The 18,616-nt window shown below is 49.1% G+C and carries 18 protein-coding genes and 1 riboswitch; of the genes, 5 read left to right on the plus strand and 13 right to left on the minus strand.

The features are described from left to right. Positions 1-2: 2 nt before the first annotated feature. The 5 genes from DCM90_RS05100 to thiW form a co-directional block, all read right to left on the minus strand. On the minus strand, positions 3-440 hold the full coding sequence (locus DCM90_RS05100) for a MerR family transcriptional regulator (protein WP_109250256.1): 438 nt from the start codon (positions 438-440) through the stop codon (positions 3-5). A 106-nt stretch (positions 441-546) separates the two neighbouring features. Next, the gene (locus DCM90_RS05105) at positions 547-1,311 is read right to left on the minus strand and encodes a hypothetical protein (RefSeq protein ID WP_109250257.1); all 765 of its coding nucleotides are present in this window, start codon (positions 1,309-1,311) and stop codon (positions 547-549) included. A gap of 107 nt (positions 1,312-1,418) precedes the next feature. Beyond that, positions 1,419-2,042, minus strand: coding sequence for an NAD(P)H-binding protein (locus tag DCM90_RS05110; RefSeq protein WP_109250258.1), 624 nt, complete (start codon positions 2,040-2,042; stop codon positions 1,419-1,421). A gap of 9 nt (positions 2,043-2,051) precedes the next feature. Continuing rightward, a complete protein-coding gene (locus DCM90_RS05115; RefSeq protein ID WP_109250259.1) occupies positions 2,052-2,417 on the minus strand; it encodes a cyclophilin-like fold protein in 366 nt (121 codons plus the stop codon). Positions 2,418-2,502: 85 nt separating this feature from the next. Beyond that, the gene (gene thiW, locus DCM90_RS05120) at positions 2,503-3,021 is read right to left on the minus strand and encodes an energy coupling factor transporter S component ThiW (protein ID WP_109250260.1); all 519 of its coding nucleotides are present in this window, start codon (positions 3,019-3,021) and stop codon (positions 2,503-2,505) included. A 23-nt stretch (positions 3,022-3,044) separates the two neighbouring features. Further along, positions 3,045-3,132: riboswitch (TPP riboswitch) on the minus strand. A 120-nt stretch (positions 3,133-3,252) separates the two neighbouring features. Here thiW and DCM90_RS05125 point away from each other — a divergent pair. Beyond that, positions 3,253-4,452, plus strand: a complete 1,200-nt coding sequence (locus DCM90_RS05125; protein ID WP_109250261.1) for an MFS transporter — start codon at positions 3,253-3,255, stop codon at positions 4,450-4,452. Positions 4,453-4,558: 106 nt separating this feature from the next. Here the strand turns inward: DCM90_RS05125 and DCM90_RS05130 are convergent, their stop codons facing one another. From DCM90_RS05130 to cytX, 3 genes are all read right to left on the minus strand, one after another. Further along, positions 4,559-6,316, minus strand: coding sequence for an ABC transporter ATP-binding protein (locus DCM90_RS05130; protein WP_109250262.1), 1,758 nt, complete (start codon positions 6,314-6,316; stop codon positions 4,559-4,561). Between the two features lie 12 nt (positions 6,317-6,328). Further along, on the minus strand, positions 6,329-6,799 hold the full coding sequence (locus DCM90_RS05135; protein WP_109250263.1) for a MarR family winged helix-turn-helix transcriptional regulator: 471 nt from the start codon (positions 6,797-6,799) through the stop codon (positions 6,329-6,331). A 438-nt stretch (positions 6,800-7,237) separates the two neighbouring features. Further along, a complete protein-coding gene (cytX, locus tag DCM90_RS05140) occupies positions 7,238-8,425 on the minus strand; it encodes a putative hydroxymethylpyrimidine transporter CytX (protein WP_109250264.1) in 1,188 nt (395 codons plus the stop codon). Positions 8,426-8,514: 89 nt separating this feature from the next. Between cytX and DCM90_RS05145 the strand changes: the two genes are divergently transcribed. The 3 genes from DCM90_RS05145 to DCM90_RS05155 all read left to right on the plus strand — a co-directional run bounded on the left by DCM90_RS05145 (position 8,515) and on the right by DCM90_RS05155 (position 10,935). Continuing rightward, a complete protein-coding gene (locus tag DCM90_RS05145; protein WP_109250265.1) occupies positions 8,515-8,907 on the plus strand; it encodes a nuclear transport factor 2 family protein in 393 nt (130 codons plus the stop codon). Positions 8,908-9,088: 181 nt separating this feature from the next. After that, positions 9,089-9,532, plus strand: coding sequence for a MarR family winged helix-turn-helix transcriptional regulator (locus DCM90_RS05150; RefSeq protein WP_165815216.1), 444 nt, complete (start codon positions 9,089-9,091; stop codon positions 9,530-9,532). Beyond that, positions 9,529-10,935 carry a DHA2 family efflux MFS transporter permease subunit gene (locus DCM90_RS05155; protein WP_109250267.1) on the plus strand — a complete coding sequence of 469 codons (1,407 nt, stop codon included), beginning with the start codon at positions 9,529-9,531 and terminating at the stop codon, positions 10,933-10,935. Before DCM90_RS05150 ends, DCM90_RS05155 begins: the two co-directional genes overlap by 4 nt. Before the next feature lie 56 nt (positions 10,936-10,991). On the opposite strand, the gene DCM90_RS05160 is transcribed toward DCM90_RS05155, so the two are convergent. The 3 genes from DCM90_RS05160 to DCM90_RS05170 form a co-directional block, all read right to left on the minus strand. Beyond that, a complete protein-coding gene (locus tag DCM90_RS05160; protein ID WP_109250268.1) occupies positions 10,992-11,435 on the minus strand; it encodes a MerR family transcriptional regulator in 444 nt (147 codons plus the stop codon). A gap of 75 nt (positions 11,436-11,510) precedes the next feature. Beyond that, positions 11,511-12,386, minus strand: a complete 876-nt coding sequence (gene scrK, locus DCM90_RS05165) for a fructokinase ScrK (RefSeq protein WP_109250269.1) — start codon at positions 12,384-12,386, stop codon at positions 11,511-11,513. Positions 12,387-12,522: 136 nt separating this feature from the next. After that, positions 12,523-13,992 carry an MFS transporter gene (locus DCM90_RS05170; protein WP_225365972.1) on the minus strand — a complete coding sequence of 490 codons (1,470 nt, stop codon included), beginning with the start codon at positions 13,990-13,992 and terminating at the stop codon, positions 12,523-12,525. Between the two features lie 120 nt (positions 13,993-14,112). Here DCM90_RS05170 and DCM90_RS10200 point away from each other — a divergent pair, with 120 nt between their 5' ends. Beyond that, a complete protein-coding gene (locus tag DCM90_RS10200) occupies positions 14,113-14,865 on the plus strand; it encodes a CatB-related O-acetyltransferase (RefSeq protein WP_109250270.1) in 753 nt (250 codons plus the stop codon). 273 nt (positions 14,866-15,138) lie between these two features. On the opposite strand, the gene DCM90_RS05180 is transcribed toward DCM90_RS10200, so the two are convergent. Together DCM90_RS05180 and DCM90_RS05185 are read right to left on the minus strand one after the other, a co-directional pair. Next, positions 15,139-16,203: a glycosyltransferase gene (locus tag DCM90_RS05180; protein WP_503100472.1), complete on the minus strand. Its 1,065-nt coding sequence runs from the start codon at positions 16,201-16,203 to the stop codon at positions 15,139-15,141. Between the two features lie 139 nt (positions 16,204-16,342). Then, entirely contained in the window at positions 16,343-18,601 is a 2,259-nt protein-coding gene (locus DCM90_RS05185) for a glycoside hydrolase family 65 protein (protein ID WP_109250272.1), read from the minus strand. Between the last annotated feature and the right edge of the window lie 15 nt (positions 18,602-18,616).

Here is an 18,616-nt window from a genome sequence, read left to right on the forward strand (position 1 = left end):
CTTTAATCTTGATCGCTAAACTGGCTCAGGTACTCTGCAAAACTTTCGTTATCCGCAATTTGATGGTCCAGTTTACCGTCGTACCAATCAATCTTATGGGACAGTACCTTTAGACTGGCCTCCCGTTCCCGAATTTCTGCCAAACTGGCTTCACGAACCTGTTCTAAAAGGTCCCGCCGTTGGGGAATGGTTTGATCCCCCTGTGCCCGCCACTTCACGTACTGCTTTAACTCCGTCAGCTTCATTCCGGTGCCCTTTAGGTGAAGGAGAAACCCAATCCAGCCAATATCATTTACCGTGTAGTAACGTTGGTCGTTTTCATCCCGCCGAGCGCGAATAAGGCCTTCGTCTTCGTAGTAACGTAGGGTGTAGGTTGATAAACCGACTAATGCGCCAAACTCTCCAATTCGATACCGTTTTTCTGGATCTAACGCCGTCATACTGTCACCTCCTGATTTGATTGTGCCCCTACTGTAACCCTTCGAGTCGACTCTAAGGCAAGCCAAAACTTTAAAAAATTTCAGTGTAGCCGTTGAACCGCTGTCCTTACTGACTCCCCGCGGGGTTATCGGAGTTTGCATCCTGGTTATCAGTTGATCCCTGTGACTGATTTTGATCGCTCGATCCGTTATCGTTAAACGGTGACTGTTCGGTTGAATTATGGTTCGTATCCCCGTTGTTATTAGAATTGCCGTTATTAATATCATCCAAGATTCGCGATTGAATGGAGGAGTTTGTGGGATTCGTCACCGTATTAACACTGTTGTTAATGTTCGTTTGGTTCACCGGTGGCTGCTGTAATTGATGAGCAAATTGGCCGTTATGCTTTAGGTTCTGGGCCAGCTGGCTAAACTGGTTTTGCAAGACAACCTTCGCGGTACTCGTATTAAGTTGATTGAGCTGCTGTAAAATTTGGGAAACATCCGGGGTTTTCACCGCCGTACTATGCTGGGGATCCAGCGCTAAATTAAATCCCGGCACTGGCTGGCCTTGATCGTCGAAGGTCGTCGCGGGGGATAAGTGTAAGTGCTGGTCCTGTGAATCATTAGGCGTTAACCCCGATAGGGACTGCTGGTTGAGGGCCGCCGTTAGCAACTGTTTTACCCGGGCAACGTTACTCGCCGTCACCATAAACCGGGCAAACCCATCACCCTGGTTATCTGGCACCCTGAACTCTACTTGCACGTTTGGTACGAGCGTCACCTGACCAGGCTCCGTCATTTGGACGTTGGGAGCCTTAACTTCGTACCCTAACTGTCCCGTTCCAAACCCCAGCAAACTAAAAAATAGTGATTGTAAATCCTGCGTCATCTTAATCGCTCCTTTTAGCCCACCGTACCAAATATTAGCGAAAAAAGTAAAAAGCCCGCTCAGAAATATTTCTGAACGAGCTTATAGTGAAGATTAGATTCGATAGACTATTCGGTCTTAGGCAGGTTAATTCCGACGTTGGCCCGGTTATCTAACTGATCGTCCTGGCTTAAGGCCAATACGTACGCTGCAATGCTTTCCCTCGAGGTTGTTGGGCCACCAAACGGTTCATTTCGCTGGGTGATTTGGTAGTTTGTCACCTTCATAACTGGTTCCCGATACCAGCCTGGTCGGATAATGGTATAGTTCAAATCCGAGGCTTCGATTTCATCCGCTGCCACCCGAAACGGTGCTAAAATTGGGTCGTTATAGGGATCATCTAACTGACTACCCATCCATTCGGCGGGCGCCTCGTTGTAAATCCCCATGGCATCGATAAACACCAGCCGACTCACTGCCTCCTCATCCATCGCTTGAATAATGGCTGAAGCAAAGGCGGGCATATCCCCCTTGAGGGCCACAAACACCAAGTCCTGCCCCTTAACCGCTCCCCGCAACGCCGATGGATCGGTAGCGTCTCCCGAAACGTGAGTTTCCCGGCTTTGATCAATGGCTAGCTGACCCGCGGACCGAGAAAACAGGGTCAGTTGGTCGTCTGTTTGGTCTAAAAGGGTTTGGCGCACCACTTGCCCCACCGAACCCGTAGCACCAATAATTAAAACGTTTTTCATTATAACCTCCTACTCATCGTCCCGAGCAACCGTGAGCAAAAGGTGTTCCGGCGCCGCTTTGAGAACCGTCGTTAATTCCGTATCCTTAAAGTGGCCAATCTCAATGTAATCATCCGCGCCGTCAACATCCTTTAACTGAAAAATCAAACGGTGACTAACGATTCCATAGTAAAGTTTGTTATCTAATAGGTGGTGAGTATGATCGGTATCCGCATTGGTTAAAGCAACAGGAAGTGAAGCGTAATAGGCTTCGCCGTTACTCTGGAAGTCTAAATCAAGCGGCAGGTGCTGGTCTAAATCCGTGGCCGTCACGTTACCGTTTAAAATCATTCCGTATCGTTGACCGTTAATCATAATATTAATGTTATTATCCATTTGAAATCGCCCCCAATTTTTCTGTTGCACCCCTAATTCTCGCTAAAACGGGGGCAAAATCAAGTATTTGGCTTAGTAGCTTTAGCTACTCGGCCCGCGTCCGCCGCCATTTATCGAGCTGCGGTCGAATTACCGGCCGCCATAGGGCTCGCAGTAACCCATATCCGATGATGGTCCCAACTAGGGCGCTCATAAAAAAGCTGGGGATGAATAACCACAGGGCACCCTTGCTCCCCAAGAACCACGCTGCAACGGGATAGGCCGCCAATGCACCAATAATCCCATCACCCACAAGTTCGCCAACCGCAGTGCTTATAAGGGAGCCGGTCCACCGAAAGACCCAACCCGCAATAAACGCCCCAAAGAGGCTGCCCGGAAAGGCCAGCACGGTTCCCGTTCCCATAACGTTACGTAACACTGAAGTTGCTAGCGCTTGGCCAAGCGCCCACCACGGACCCAGCAGGACGGCACTCACCAAGTTAATTAAGTGCTGCATGGGCGCTACCTTAGCCACCCCGATTGTAAAGGAAAACAGACTTCCACCGATGACCCCTAAGGCCACTAACAGGGATGCTAGCGTTAACCGTCGAACAGAATTTGACATAAAAAAGCCTCCAATTGTGCACGACAAAAGGAGGCTCACTTTCCTACGCCGGAATTATCCGGATCAGGTTCGAGGGTACTTCTCAGCCAAATGGCGCCCCTAGTGTCATACGCTTATTTTTTTAACCCCCTTAGCTTATCAGACAATCAGCCGTTGCGCAATCGATTGTCGGTTGCGTTTCCCCGCAAATCCCGTTAAGCTGGACTTACTCATCACTTAGGAGGTTATACCATGGGGACTAAATTTAGAACGACGGGCGTTCCGCTAATTATCAGCCCCTTTGCTTCCCAGCTGGGGACTGCTGTCTACTTAATCGGCTTAGACTGGCTGCTCGTTCAAGCCACCGGAACCACGAAACTGCTCGGAATCATTCAAGGAATTGGCGGGATTTCCTTCTTATTCGGGGATATTCTGGTGGGCGGATTGGTTGACCACTATAACCGTAAACGGGTCCTCGTTTGGACCGACATCATTTCGGCACTGGCCTGCATTTTAGGCGGCCTACTGGTTAATAATGCGGCCCCGCAGACCGGTTTATTGATTATGATTACCCTCGTTCTCAACCTAATGGTGGCCATTAACTTTCCAGCGGCCAAATCAATTATTCCGGAGGTCATCCCCAGTGACCGACTCCAGCGGTTTAACGCCGCTTCGAACACCCTCTTTAGTCTGGCCAACATCTTTTCGCCCATCGTCGGCGGGACCCTCTTAGCGATTAAGCAAATCGATTTTACGGACTTCATGCTGTTTAACGCCACCTCCTTTATTCTGGCAGCCGTGTTAAATAGCCTGATCATTTATCCCCATCCTCACTCTCAGCCGAGTTCCAAAGCCTGGTACCGAGGACTTCTCACCGATACCATCGAGGGCCTCAAATACGTTTTTCGGCACGGCAAACTCGTTCAGTTCATGTTTGCCATGGGGATCTTTAACTTTATTTATGCTGGCTTTCTGCTGCTATCACCGTACGTCGGCAAACACAATTTTGGCGGGCATTCCATCAATTACAGCCTCTTTTTAACGGTAAGCGCCATCGGTGGCATCATTGGCGGCCTCCGCCTTATGTTTCAAACGAACCGGGTCAAACCGGTTAGCGTCTACCGGGAACAATTAATCTACGCTGCCGTTCTGATTCTGGGCGGGACCCTCTTTAACTTCTGGACGTGGCTGCTAATTGGATTAACTTACGGCATCGTTCAGTCCCGCCTGTTTGGCAGCATCACGACCTTTATCCAGGATGCTACGGATGACGCCTACATGGGCCGAATTTTTGGGTTGATGTTCCTTTGTTACGATGGCATTCAACCCGTTGGCAGCCTCCTCTTTGGGGGCGTTATTCCAATCCTCCACCACTGGACCTACATCGTTCTTGGCTTACTCGCCCTCGTGGCCTTCTCCGTACTGATTCGACTGGACAAAAAAACGGGGTAGGATGTGGAACCACTTTGCTCACTAAATAAGGACCCATACCAGATTCGGTTTTCAATCGAATTTGGTATGGGTCCTTATTTTTGGAGTTGGAGCTTCTTACTCATACCTACTTAAACTGAGCGTTATACAACTTAGCGTACGCCCCGTTTTGATCAAGCAAGGCTTGGTGGGTCCCCTTCTCGACAACCCGGCCATTATCAATCACCACAATTTGATCTGCATTGTATATGGTCGAAAGCCGGTGGGCAATGACCAAGGTGGTCCGGGTCTGGGTGAGGTTATCTAGGGCGTGCTGGATCTGTTTTTCCGCTTCGTTATCGAGGCTAGCAGTCGCTTCGTCCAAGATCACAATTGGGGCATCCTTCAACAGTGCCCGGGCAATGGACAGCCGCTGTTTCTGGCCACCCGACAGTTTCACCCCGCGTTCACCGACCTGGGTTTCAATCCCGTCGGGCAAGCTGGCAACAAACTGGGTGAGATCCGCCATTTCAATCACCCGCTGAATTTGCTCATCCGTGGCCTCTTGCCGCCCGTAAACGATGTTATCCCGCAGCGTTCCGTCCAGAATAAACATGTCCTGCGAGACGATCGAAATATGGCGACGAAGATCCTCCAGCCGAAAGTCCGTAATATCAATGCCGTTAATCGCAATCTCACCGCTCTCAATGTCATATAACCGGTCAATCAGTTTGGTAATGGTCGTCTTTCCGGATCCGGAATGGCCCACTAGCGCCGTCGTTTTCCCGCCTAGGACATCAAACGTCACGTCTTTTAGCGTGGATTCATTGGCCTCCACTTGGTACGCAAAATTCACGTGGTCCAGCTGAATCCCTAAGTTTCCCGTCGGAAAGGCAACGGGATGAGCCGGTTCCTCAATGGTTGGCCGCACCTGAGAAATTTCATTAATCCGCCCGTAGGAAACGAGGGACTGCTGAATTTGGTTTAGGAGCTGGGTAAACGACCGAATCGGGCTTTGGAGCATCCCCACGTAGGTGAGGTAAGCCACCAGCGTCCCGACCGTCATCTGTTTCTGCATCACAAAGTAGGCACCCAGGGCTAAAATGATGGCGACCTCCAAATAGTTGACCCCGTCGATCAGCGGGGAGAAAAGAGCGCCGTTTTGGGTGGCCCGGATCATATCCTGTTTATTCTGCTCTGACGTTTCGTTAAAGTGGTCCTGAGCCAGATCTTCATTTGTATAACTTTTAATGAGGTCGATTTGGGTCAGCGTATTCTGCATTTGGTTGGACATCTTCGTTTGCGACAACCTAGCGGCCCGGTAAGCCTTGTGAATCCGATCCCGAAAGACCCGGTAGATGATAAACATGAGCGGGAAGGTCACACTGACCGCTAGCGCCATCTGCCAATTCACGATGAAAATGAACACGAGGACCCCCACAAATGTGAACATGTTGCCCACCATCGAGAGCATGTTTGCTGAAATCATACTTTGGAGGTTATTGATATCGCTCGTCAAACGGACCATTAAGTCCCCCGTCTTACTCGTTTCAAAAAACTGGGTATCCTGGGTGAGCAGGTCATGATAGAGGTCATTTCGCAGATCGGTAATGGCTGACTGGCTCATGACCCCCATGTAGTAAGTCGAGACGTAGTTCAAAATCCCTAGCACGACAGCAGTTAATAATAACCCGCCAATGACTAACGCTAGCCACTGAAAATTATGCGTTGGAATCACCTGGTCAATAATCAGCTTTTCAAATTGCGGCATCACAAATTGCAGCGCCGTGATTAACGTCAGTGCCAAAACGTTCAGCACTAAAATCCAGCGCTGGTTCAAAACCTTATTAAAGACAAACCCCAGCATGTCCTTAGTGGTTACCTGTTGCAATGGTTCTTGCTGCATAAAACAGCCCCCTTACTCGTTGATTTGTTGCATGGCTTTCAAGAAATGATAGATCGTCTGTTGTTCCCGGTCGGAAAATTGGCTTAGCTGATCTGCTTGCTGATCAAACCGTAGCTGCAGTTGCTGTATCATAGTCGTATAAAACTGCTGGCCCATTGGCGTTAACTGGTACCAGTGCTCCCGTTTATTATCCGGGTTAATCATTTCCTGAACGATCCCGTGCTTCATTAAGTGATGAAGCCGCTTTGAGAGGGTTCCCGGGAGACAGTCCAGGGTCTGGCTAACCGCTTTGGCGTTAGTCTGCGGGTAGGCCGCTAAATAGTCCAGAAGCTGCCGCAGTCCTGCGTTCGCCTGGTAATGGTGCTGAAAATGATTAAAGTGCCGGTTTAATTCGGGTGTCGCTAAAGTACCCGCCGGTTCGGCCACTTGGTTTCCCTGCTGAAGCAAGCTCTGGTACAACCGAATAATTTCTTCTTCACTCATGCGCAAATCTCCTAATTAGTTTCTGACGGAAAATATCATAGCACAGATTGTTTCCAATGGAAAATATTTGAATAAAATAAATAGGCTGGAACATAAGACGTTTAGACCATGCCAAATAGGGGCGATGACCAGGTTCGATTGTTTTTTAATCGGATTTGGTTATCGCCCCTATTTGGTTGTGGTCTGTCTTTAGTCGGGTTCCGCTTCTCAACTTCCTGCGGTTAACCAAGCTCACAAATAATACTAAAACCCAGTATTTTTTGTGAGCTCCGTTAATCCTCAAAAGTGAGCGAGAAGTTCCACACCCTATCCCGTCACTACTGACCCGAAAGCATCCTGTTAAGGATGAAAGACTTTCGGACCATGTTGCAAGAGTCGAATTTCTAAGCGACGCGGGCCTAATGTCCTAAACTTGAGTATTCATAGTGCTGTCAATTTTCACTTTGCCGTGTTGAACGGCGTCTTAGGCAGAACCAGACTGCTGAGCCAGACACAGAGGCTGAGGCCCACCAGTAAGATGAGAGTTGGCCCGCACACAAAGTTATAGTGCTGAATCCAACTATAGGCAAACACGCCAATGATCCACCATAAAAAGTTAACGATCATTGGCAAACGCCCGTGCATGATAAAGTAGCTCACGAACAGAATGGCAAACAGCGGTGCAAAGACCGCCCCAATGGCGTATAAAAAGTTTTCGTAGTAACTCATGGAAATCCCCAGTGCAATCAGCGTTCCCAGTCCGGTGATGATCACCGCAATCCAATTGACGTTGCGCTGTCCCGTGATGTTGGTGATGTTAGTTGCGGCCGAATAGGCATCCATAAACGTAGTGGTGACGGTCGAAAACACAATAATGAACAAGGCCACCAGCCCCAGTTTGGAGTGGGTCAATACCGTGGCAAAGTCACTTTCATGGGTCAACACCACCGTCAGCAGCCCAATTGAAAACATCGTGACGCTCCCAATGAAGTAGCCCAGCACACTCACCACGCTGATGGCTACGGGGCGCTTAGTCTGTTTTGTATAGTCCCCAATCAGTGGCAGCCAAGACAGCGCCATGGTAACGTTTAATTCAACGGCTGCTCCAAACGTCATGCTGCCGCTTGGTCCGCCAGCCCTCAGAATGCCAACGTGTGTCACGGCCCACAGCATGAGCATCGTGCCTAACGCCAACAGCAGCACTACGCCATTGTTAATCCGAAATAACCAATCATGATCTAAAATCAGCCAAACAATGATTAGTACGGCAACAATCAGCGTCATCACCCACTTCGATTCATACCCGAATAGCTTACTCGTAATCCCATTCATGGCAATTTGAGCGTTCACCAGCATTACCGCCGTCCATCCCAATAGTTGAAGGGCGTTTAATCCGGAAAATAAAATTTTCCCGGGGGTGCCGAAAACCATCCCCGTCGTTTGAATGGCCGTCTGCGACTGGTTCGCCGATATGTAGGCTGCCGGCAGTAAAAAGAGGCCGCACCCAATTAAATGGCCGATAATAATTGCTAACATCCCCTGCTTCAGGCCGAGGGGACCTAGCAGCGTCCCCGTCACAATTTCTGCGATGGAAATCGCTGCACCTAACCATAGCAGGAATAAACTGCTCAATTTCGTTTTCTCCATGTCACCATTCCTCTCTATAAGTCATTATACTTCATCTTTCCCGCCCCTTGGCCCTATACTAGGATTAAGAAAAGAAAGGTGGTTATTTTATGACACAGGAAGCTGACGTCCTCTCGGTTTACCATCAATTTATGCAGGGACTTCTTGATGGCGATACCACAAAGCTGGGCAAACTCATTCGTTCTGATGCAATGATGCAGGACGTTACCGGTCTGGATCAAACTAAATCCGAATGGTTGGATTCCATCAATAGCAATAAACGCCGGTACAAAAAGATTTCGGAAACCTCCCATGAATTAGACATTCAGAACAACCACGCCAAACTCATTGCCACTAACGACATTACGAGTGAATTGAACGGCCACCAAGCAACCCTGCCCGTCCGCGGGGCCTTTGAAATGGACGATGACGGCCAAGGCTGGCTAATCACCCGCACGGTTGCCACCAGTGACGCTAAACTCGATGATTTGCGCTTAAAGTGAACTTGAAGCGGTCCTAACACTTACCCTCAGCGGGCAAAGTTGGGATCGCTTTTTTAGATCGACGCCTCGATCCCCAATGTTTAATCCCCTCAATTCGTTATTGACAAGCCAACTAAAACCGACTAAGATGAATCTCGTTGCATTTATGTGCAATAACACATAAATTAAGGAGATGAACGTGATGGCAAATCAATGGACGGAAGATGAAACCCAGGGACTGGGGATGCTAAGTCGCATTATGCGTAACGACCTCAACCGGGCGTTAAGACCAATGGGGCTCAACGACAGTAACTACTTTTTCATTTTCTTTATTGCTGATCACCCGGGGGCCTCACAAGATGACCTCGTCCGAGCTGTTATTTTAGATCACAGTACCATTGCCCGATCGGTGGCCAAACTCGTTAAAATTGGTTATTTGGTTCGGCAGCCAGATCCAGTCGACGGGCGGGCCAGCCGATTATTTCTAACCCCCAGGGGTGAAGAAATTAAGTATCAGCTCATCCCCATCACCCAGCATGCCATGAGCCTCGTGTTTGACAATTTAACGCCAACCGAGCAGGAAACGGTTCAGGCCCTCCTCACCAAATCCGCCCATCGGCATGAGAAAGAGAGAGAAAATCTATGACTCATCAACCATCTGATTCAATTTCACGACGTGGGATGCTTGCGATTATCGCCGCTGCCATTATGGCCTTCGTAGGGGTCCTGATTGAAACATCAATGAACGTTACTTTTCCAACCTTAACCCAGCAGTTTCACGTTTCCCTGGCCACCGTCCAGTGGGTCACAACGGGCTACCTCTTAATGGTCTCCTTAGTGATCGTGTGCTCCTCCTACATTAAGAGCCGGTTCAACGAACGCCATATTTTTATGGCCGGCGTGCTCTTTTCAATTGTCGGCGATCTGCTCTGTGCCCTTGCCCCCAGCTTTAGTGTACTGCTTTTGGGCCGGTTAGTTCAGGCCGTTGGCACGGGAATTGTGCTTCCCCTTCTGCTTAACATTATTTTAGAGCGGGCCCCCATGGCTAAACGGGGACTCTTCATGGGACTTGGCGGCCTTATCGTCTCCCTTGCTCCTGCACTGGGGCCCACATTTGGCGGGATTGTCGTCTACTTTTTGAGTTGGCGGGACATCTTTTGGATTGTTCTACCCATTATGATTCTGGGGTTTTTCCTCGGTTTCTCAATCGATCAATTAGCCCCACTGTCAAAGCCTAAGTTTGATTGGCTCCGGCTTATCCTCTTAGCCGTTGTCTTTACAAGCTTAACCCTTGGATTTAACACGGTTAGTACCTATGGATGGTTAAACGGTCGGTTTGGTCTCAGCCTGCTCGTCATGGTGGCCGCACTCTGGGCCTTCATTGCGGTTTCCAAGAAGTCGACCCGGATGTTAGTCAACATCCAAATTTTCAAAAATCCCGTTTTTACCCTGTCCCTATTAGCCTACGTGTTCATCCAGTTTACAAACATCGGCATGAACTTCATTCTCCCGAACTACGCCCAAATTGTGGACCACGCTACCTCCCTGATTGCAGGGTTGATCTTACTCCCTGGGAGCCTGATTTCCGGCCTACTAAGCCCGCTTTGGGGCCGGCTCTACGATAACCTCGGGGCTAAACGGCCCATTACGACTGGCAACGCCATTTTCTTTTTGGCCATCGTTCTGTTTGCCTGCTTCAGTCTGAATATGTCACCCTTAATGATTATGGGGATGTACTTCTTATTCGCCATTGGGATGACGATCTCCTTCTCAAACACCATGACGTACGCCCTGACCATTGTGGGACCGCAGTCAGAAGCTGACGCTAACGCTATCTTTAACACCCTGCAGCAGTTTGGGGGTTCCATCGGGACCGCCGTAGCTTCCAGCTTTTTAGCCTCTGGAACGGGCGCAACCGCCGGGGCAGTAATGAAGTCGGGGACTCAGCATGCCTTCACCTTCGTTGGTATTCTCATCTTCGTAAACTTTATTTTTTACCACTACGCCTTCAAACTGGGGGCTGCTAAACAACCCGTTAAATCGCATTAAATTCGCTAAAAAGCGCTAACCTACTCCGCTGATCGGATCAGGTTAGCGCTTTTTAGTTAGTCTTCTTCGATAACGAATCGAGTTTGATCATCCCTGACTTCACCGTACAGGTGCTGGTGGGGATGTGAGTCAATGACCCCGAAATCAATTCGGCCGGTCCCTTGATGATCGTCATCTAATTCAATACTTTGGATGTTTTGCGATAAAAAGCGTTTGAGCAGGGGCATGACGGCTTCTAGTGCGTGGGCCCGTTTGACGGCCGCCTGTAAGGTATAACCCGCATCAATAAATTGGGCGATCCCCATCACCGTCATGAGATTTTTGAGATCAAACTGTCGGGTACCGCCCTGACTGTTGTCAATGCTGGCAATATACCCCTGCTGCTCCCAGTACCGCAGCTTTCGGGGCGACACACCCGTGATTTTGCTCACCTGTCCGATCCCAAAAATCAAATTCAAATGATTAAACCGATCTAAAAACTCTACCTTTAGTTCCGCCATTGTGATCCTCCTGTTCTCCTTGAAATTATATCAGTGAACGAAAATCCTCACAAGGCGGTTCTGAACAGAAACCCGTTATTTTTCGTACGCCCGCAAAGCTAAGGCGAAGTTTCCTAACGTGGCGGAACCGTTATTTTTCACCAGCGGCATCACTAAATAATCGTTTAAGTCCCCAACGGCCACGTAGTCGTTCATTAACTCGCCGAACTGCTCCCGAATTTTAGCCAGAAACGGTTCAGAAATAACGCCCCCGCCAAACACAATTTTATTTGGCCGCAGCGTTAACGTCGTTTGCATGGCGGCTTGGGCAATATAGTACGCCATAATGTCCCAAACGTGATCCGTCAACGGAACATCTTGTCCCTTTTTATGGAGCCGGGCTTCAAAGGTGGGGCCTGATACTAACCCTTCCAAACAGTCCCCATGGTAGGGACAAATCCCCGCAAAGTTCAGGTCGTCGGGATGCCGTTTTAAGGCGACGTGGCCCATCTCGGGATGACCCAACGTCCCCACAAACTGACCGTTAATGACGGTCCCCGCGCCCACACCGGTGCCAATGGTATAGTACGTGAGAGAATCAATTTTTTCATTAAACAGGGTTGAAACAACGTATTCCCCGAACGCAGATCCATTCACATCGGTCGTCCAGCAAATCGGAACGTCCAGTTCTGCCTTCAAGCGCCCCACAAAATCAGTATTGGCCCACCCCACCTTGGGGGTATTCGTAATGTAACCGTAGCGGTCAGAATTATGGCGCAGTTCAATCGGACCAAAGGATGCCACCCCAATGGCCTTCAAGTCATCAAATTGTTTAAAGTAATCAACCGTTTTTTGCAAGGTCTCAGCCGGAGTAGTGGTTGGAAACACCGTTTCATCCTCCGTCCGGTAGTCCTCATTGCCAACGGCACACACAAACTTCGTTCCACCGGCTTCTACGCTGCCCAATCTCATCTAAAACATCTCCCTTATCTTTTTAAAGCGCTTTCAGTATATCATCATTTTGCTCCCTTCCAGGAGCTTAAAACGGGACGCCTTGCTACCCTAACGGCTAACAAATCGCGTCCCGATCAACATACAATCGTTTGTATTAATTTTGGGCAGCAAACCGCCGTTTGGACCAAGCATTAATCAAAAACGCCACCACTAACACAACTAATGATGTCACCATGATGTTATGCAAGCCGCTGTGTAGAATTGTCCGCATGGCTGGGATTAACCGCTGGGGCAACGTCTTCACACTGCTGGCATCGCTCAGCTGATTCATCATTTTCATCGTAATGGTCCCGTGGGAAGTCGCCACGCCATGATAGAGGGCCTGATTTAAGATGAGACTGAGAATGGACGCCATAAACGTCTGGCTTAGCATTCGAACGAGATAGCTAAATGATGTCGCGGCCGCAACATCCTGACTATCCGCATTTTGCTGAACCTGAATCTGCAGAACGTTAAAACAGATTCCAACCCCGAAGCCTTCAAAGATTCCCGCCACCAAAAGCAGCCAGTACGGCATTGTTTGGCTGAGGCTGACCATCACCACAAAGGCAATCATGATACTCACAATCCCAATGCCAATGACGGTCTGGGTCGTCATCTTCGCCCGTAAGGCTACTACCCGTTCCGAGCCGATAAAATTGGTCACCGCCCCCGGAATCTGGGTCACCCCACCGATCACCGCTGAGGTTCCCATAATTCCCTGAGCCCACATCGGAACGTAGGTATTAAACCCTGAAAAAGCCCCCCATATGAGAGCAAACAGTGCAAAATCAACGAGTAGGTGGGCATTCTTAAACAGACTGCCCGGAATAATTGGATCAACCGCCAGACGTTCGACGTAGATTAGGGCCGCTAAAAACAGCAGGGCTGCCAAAAGGGTCAAAATAACGAGCAGTGGCGCAACCGTTCCGATCATTTCAATCCCGATCAGCAAGCAAATGAGGCCGGCGCTCAAAAGCAGGCCGCCCAAGTAATCAACGGGCTGGCTAGCAGTTTCTTCGTGTGCCGGCGTCTTAAAGAAGACCTGAATGATAGCAATGGATAACAGTCCTAATGGAACGTTAACGTAAAATACCCAGTGCCAGCTGAAGTTATCGACGATCCAGCCCCCGAATAACGGGCCAATAATGGTGGCAAAGCTAAAGGCCGCCGTCACAAACCCAAAAATCTTCGTCCGCTGCTTCGGGTCCTGATATAACTTAGCGTAAATAATATAGGGAATGGACGTCATTCCACCGCCGCCAATTCCCATAACAGCCCGGGCTGCAATCAGAAAGACCATGTTGGGGGCTAACCCTTCTAGAAGCGAGCCAATGACGAAGAAAATCGTGGCTAACTGGTACGCCGTTTTATTTCCAATGTGTTCGCCCAATTTACTCCATAGGGGCGTCGTCACCGCTAATCCCAGCAGGTAGACGGCAATGACCCATCCAATCAGGTTAATTCCGTGCAGGTCACTGGTAATGGCGGGTAAAGCTGTGGTAATGATGGTACTGTCGAGGCCGCTCATGGCGTTAGACATTAGTAGGGCTAACGTCACAATAATCGTGCTTCGTTTTGACAAATTGGTTCCCCTTCTCTAAACATTAGTGTCCACCTGAATCCAAGGTGGCCGGTGGTAGCCATTGCATCTCCCTATGCTATACTAAACGTAAACTAGATAAAGTTAAAGGGGACGATTAGGTTGGTAAAAATTAATATTAATGAACATGTACGTCAATACTTTGATGATCATCATGTTTCGTTTGGCGGTCAACTAGTAGACGGTTTTCAAATTATTAGTGCCGATAACGTTCAAATTGAAACAGATACTGGTTTCTGGTTTGGAGCTGCGACTAAGCTTCTAACTAATATTGGTTGCCACAGTTACACAAACAGTGAACTTTCCCTAACCTCAAAAATCGGTCGCTATTCTTCAGTGGGACCGCATGTTCAAATTATGGGTTCCCAGCATGCTGTCAATCGGTTTTCCGTTTCTCCTTTAACCTACTGGGACGTCAAACCTGAGTATGGCAAAGATTCCGAAAACCAATTTAATCCCGTCCCCTTTAACGACTTAGGGGGCGATGACAAGCGCAAGGTCACCATCGGAAACGATGTTTGGGTGGGCCAGGACGTCCTCTTCAAAGCGGGAGTGACGGTCGGGGACGGTGCGATCATTGGCGCCAGAGCTGTGGTAACCAAGAACGTTCCACCCTACGCCATTATTGGTGGCGTCCCCGCAAAGGTTATTCGGTACCGTTATCCCCGATACATAATCGATAAGCTGCTTGAACTCCAGTGGTGGAATTATTCCATTCGGGACTTTAAGGGGATTTACGGCGACGACCTAATCGATAACTTCATCGACAAATTGGCCACCCTAATTCGTAACGGTGAGATTGAGGAGTTCCATCCAACAGTGATTACCGCATCGGATTTGGACGAACTAAATTAAATTCTAATCATTAAAAACGAGGCTGCGACATTAGTCGTTTAAGCCTGGCAAAATAAGGATTCTCCCGTAAGACGAACGTCCTTTGTTCGTGTTTTGGGAGGATCCTTATTTTGATTTGGCTTGACTAATGTCACGTAACTATTGGCACGAAGGCATCCGTACTTTGGATGTTGGGCTTCGTGCCAAGCTGCAGACTTGTGTTTTCTGAGCGAAGCGGACTTATATCACAGCGTCATTTTTCCAAACGTCATGAACAGAATAATTAATCACTGCTTAATTAAACTCGGCGTGCGCCAGCAAGAGCTCACCCTGCATCTTAAACACCGCCTGCTTTAAAAAGTAGCCGGAGCGAATCACATTTCCGATACGATGGGTGTTGCTTAAAATGGCGTGGTACTCTTCCGGTGTCAGTGCTGCCAGTCGAGGTGCCAAATCCGTTAAGGAATCAATCACTAACCCAACGTGGTTTTCTCGAACAAAGTTGGCGACCCCAGCCCCCGACCACACAATAACGGGTTCGTTAGCTGATAAATAAAGCGACAGTTTGCTTGGCGTGTTATACCTCGTATATTCCGCAAACTTACCAGTCACATCGGTGTAGGACTCCGAATCCCAAACGAGGCCGAAGCTCCCATCAATAATGTGGGGAATAACGTCTGGATCATAGGTTCCCTTGACGTTGATTCCCTCCGGAACTGGTGCACCGTCATCCACGTTGGCATAGATATTCACCGGAACTTGGGTAGCGAGCTCCGCTAAGAAGGGCGCCTTATGTAGTCCCCCTGCATAGTCAATCGGAGTCCCAAGGGTGCGGTCTTTTTGGTCGTATAGACTCGTCACGTATCCCCCGGGTCCCCGGACAACCATAGCCTGATTATCAGCCAAGTTGAGTTGTTGCCGTAACTGGGCGGCCATTTTGGGGGTTTGGGCAATGATCCCGTCACTATCCGTTAGAAATGGTTCGTCAAACGGCTGATCATAGTCCCCGTTTATTTGCCACTGTTTAACGTCATCAATGTGGGTGACAACCCTTGCTCCCCGGTTATGGACCTGCGCAATAAATTGGCGTTGGGTTGCCTTATCAAACATAAGGATCGGATAGTGGATAATTACGATATCATCCCACTTCAATCCGCCAAGCATGCCATCAAACCGGATTCGCCGCTGATCGGCGTCTTCAGTGTCGTCCCGGTACACAAAGTAATTCAAGGTTTTTCCACCAATTTGATTGACAAACTGAATGGCGTCAGCCGCCGCTTTACCCATCACTCCGGTGGTCCACTGGCTATAAAACGTGTCGTCGAAGTTCCCGTTCTGTTGGACGATATAAATTGAAATTTGATCTCAGCTCTTTTCTATTAGATGTTCCCATTCTCTTCACACTATGAAGTATATCACACGGGACCCCAATTCCTGTTAAGGTCATTAAAAAATCCCCCAAGATATCGGTCATGAACCGGTTTCTTGGGGGATTTCATTACTTCAGGTTAACCGCCGTTCCCGCTAGATCAACGGTAAGGGGGGCACCACTAATCAGGTGTAACGTCGTCCCGGTTTCATCAACGTGAACGTCAATGACCCGGCCCCGGAACAGCTGCCGGAACTGGTAACTGGTCCACTTCTTCGGTAGGAACGGAGCAAAGTGCAGGCGGTCATTGCGGACTCGCATCCCGGCAAACCCCTGAACAACAGCAATCCATCCTCCAGTCATCGCGGTAATGTGCAAGCCGTCGACCGTATCGCCGTTATAGTTATCCAGGTCCAATCGGGCCGTCCGTTCGTACAACTCATAAGCTTTATCTTCGTACCCAATATCCGAGGCTAAAACGGAATAGATCGCAGGCGATAAGCTGGATTCATGAACGGTTAATGGTTCGTAGAAGTCGAAGTTTGCCTTCTTTTCGCCGGGGGTAAAATCATCGATGAAGTCCCATAGCCCCTGAATCACATCCCCCTGCTTAATGTACGGCGACCGTAAAATTTTATCCCACGACCAGTGTTGGTTAAGGGGGAGCTCCTCAGCCGGAATTTCAGTAGCGGGCTTTAGTTCCTTGTCTAAAAAGCCGTCCTGTTGCAGGATAATGTGCCGGTCAGAATCGGTTGGCAGGTACATTTTATTAACGATCGTCTGCCACTGCAGCTTTTCAGCGTCACTAACGGCTAAGTCATTGGCGACTTCTGCGTCCACCCCATCAAGAATTTGCAGGGTATACTTTAACGTCCACTGGGCTAAGTAGTTGGTGTACCAATTATTATCAACGTTATTTTCATACTCGTCAGGTCCCGTTACTCCGCCCATCATATAGCAGTCTTTAATGGCATTGTAGTGAACCCGGTCAGCCCAAAACCGCGAAATTTCGGTAAGCACCTTGGCGCCCTCATGATGAACGTACTGGTCATCACCGGTATAACGCGTGTAGTTATAGATGGCGAACGCAATATCACCGTTCCGGTGGATCTCTTCGAACGTAATTTCCCATTCGTTATGGCACTCAATTCCGTTAAACGTCACCATTGGGAAGAGGGCCCCCTTTAGACCCTGTTCCTGCGCATTATGGTAGGCCCCGTCTAATTGGTTATACCGGTATAATAAGAGGTTTTTAACCACGCCCGGGTCAGCAACCCCAAGGTAGACGGGAACGCAGAAGGCTTCGGTATCCCAGTAGGTTCCCCCACCGTACTTTTCACCGGTAAAGCCCTTCGGCCCAATATTCAACCGGGAGTCATCCCCGTAATACGTGGAAAAGAGGTTAAACAGGTTAAACCGAATCCCCTGCTGCGATTCATCATCGCCCTCAATCGTCACATCGGAGCGGGTCCAACGTTTGGCCCACGCATCCGTATGGGCTTTAAATAACGTTGCGTAACTTTGTTGTTCAACCTGAGCCATTAAGCTTTGCATCCCGGATTCCAGATCGGCGGTCGTTTCATAATCCCTTGACGTCACCACGATCACCCGTTTTTCGAGGTGGGCACTTTGCCGGGGCGCTAAGGTACCAACAAAGGAATTCGCAATGGCGCTAGTCGTTGGCTGGGCAATCGGTTGGGCCGTCAGGTTGGTGGCGTGATTGTGCATTAACATGTCCGATGTAAACTGTGGGGTACCGAACGTGTTCGGTGTGGTTTGAGCCATCACGGAGCCAGAGTCCAACTGCTGATCCGTCTTTAAAATCTCCCAAAACGTTTCATCGTAGTTCGCGTCTTCATTCTTTACGTTGCCATCAATGGCTGGCAGTAACTGAACGTTCAGTTGGTCATCAGCCAAATTGGTCACCGTTACCCGCTGAACCGAGAGCTGCGGGGTCGCAATGCTTAAAAACCGATCAAACACCACGTTAGCCTTGGCGTGTGGCGTTGTTACCGTAAACGTCCGGGTTAACCGCGCCTGTTTCATATCTAAATCTAGTTCAAAATCACTAATATCATCCCGGTTAAGGTCAACTTGGTCGCCGTTTAACACCACGTTCAGCTTGATAAAATTGACGGCATTAATCACCTTGCCAAAGTAGAGGGGGTAGCCGTTTTTCCACCAGCCCACCCGGGTTTTATCGGGGTACCAAACCCCGCCCAGGTAAACACCCGGCAGCGTATCACCGGAGTAATCTTCCTCATAAAACCCGCGCATCCCCATGTAGCCATTGCCCAGACTGGTCATGGACTCTTGGAGCCGTTTATCGTCCTTATCCATGCGGTGCGTCGTCACATGCCAGGGCGCAATTTCAAATGTTCGTTTCATCATTCAAATTCCTTT

The sequence above is a fragment of the Levilactobacillus bambusae genome (genome assembly GCF_003124125.1).
Lineage (GTDB): Bacteria > Bacillota > Bacilli > Lactobacillales > Lactobacillaceae > Levilactobacillus > Levilactobacillus bambusae.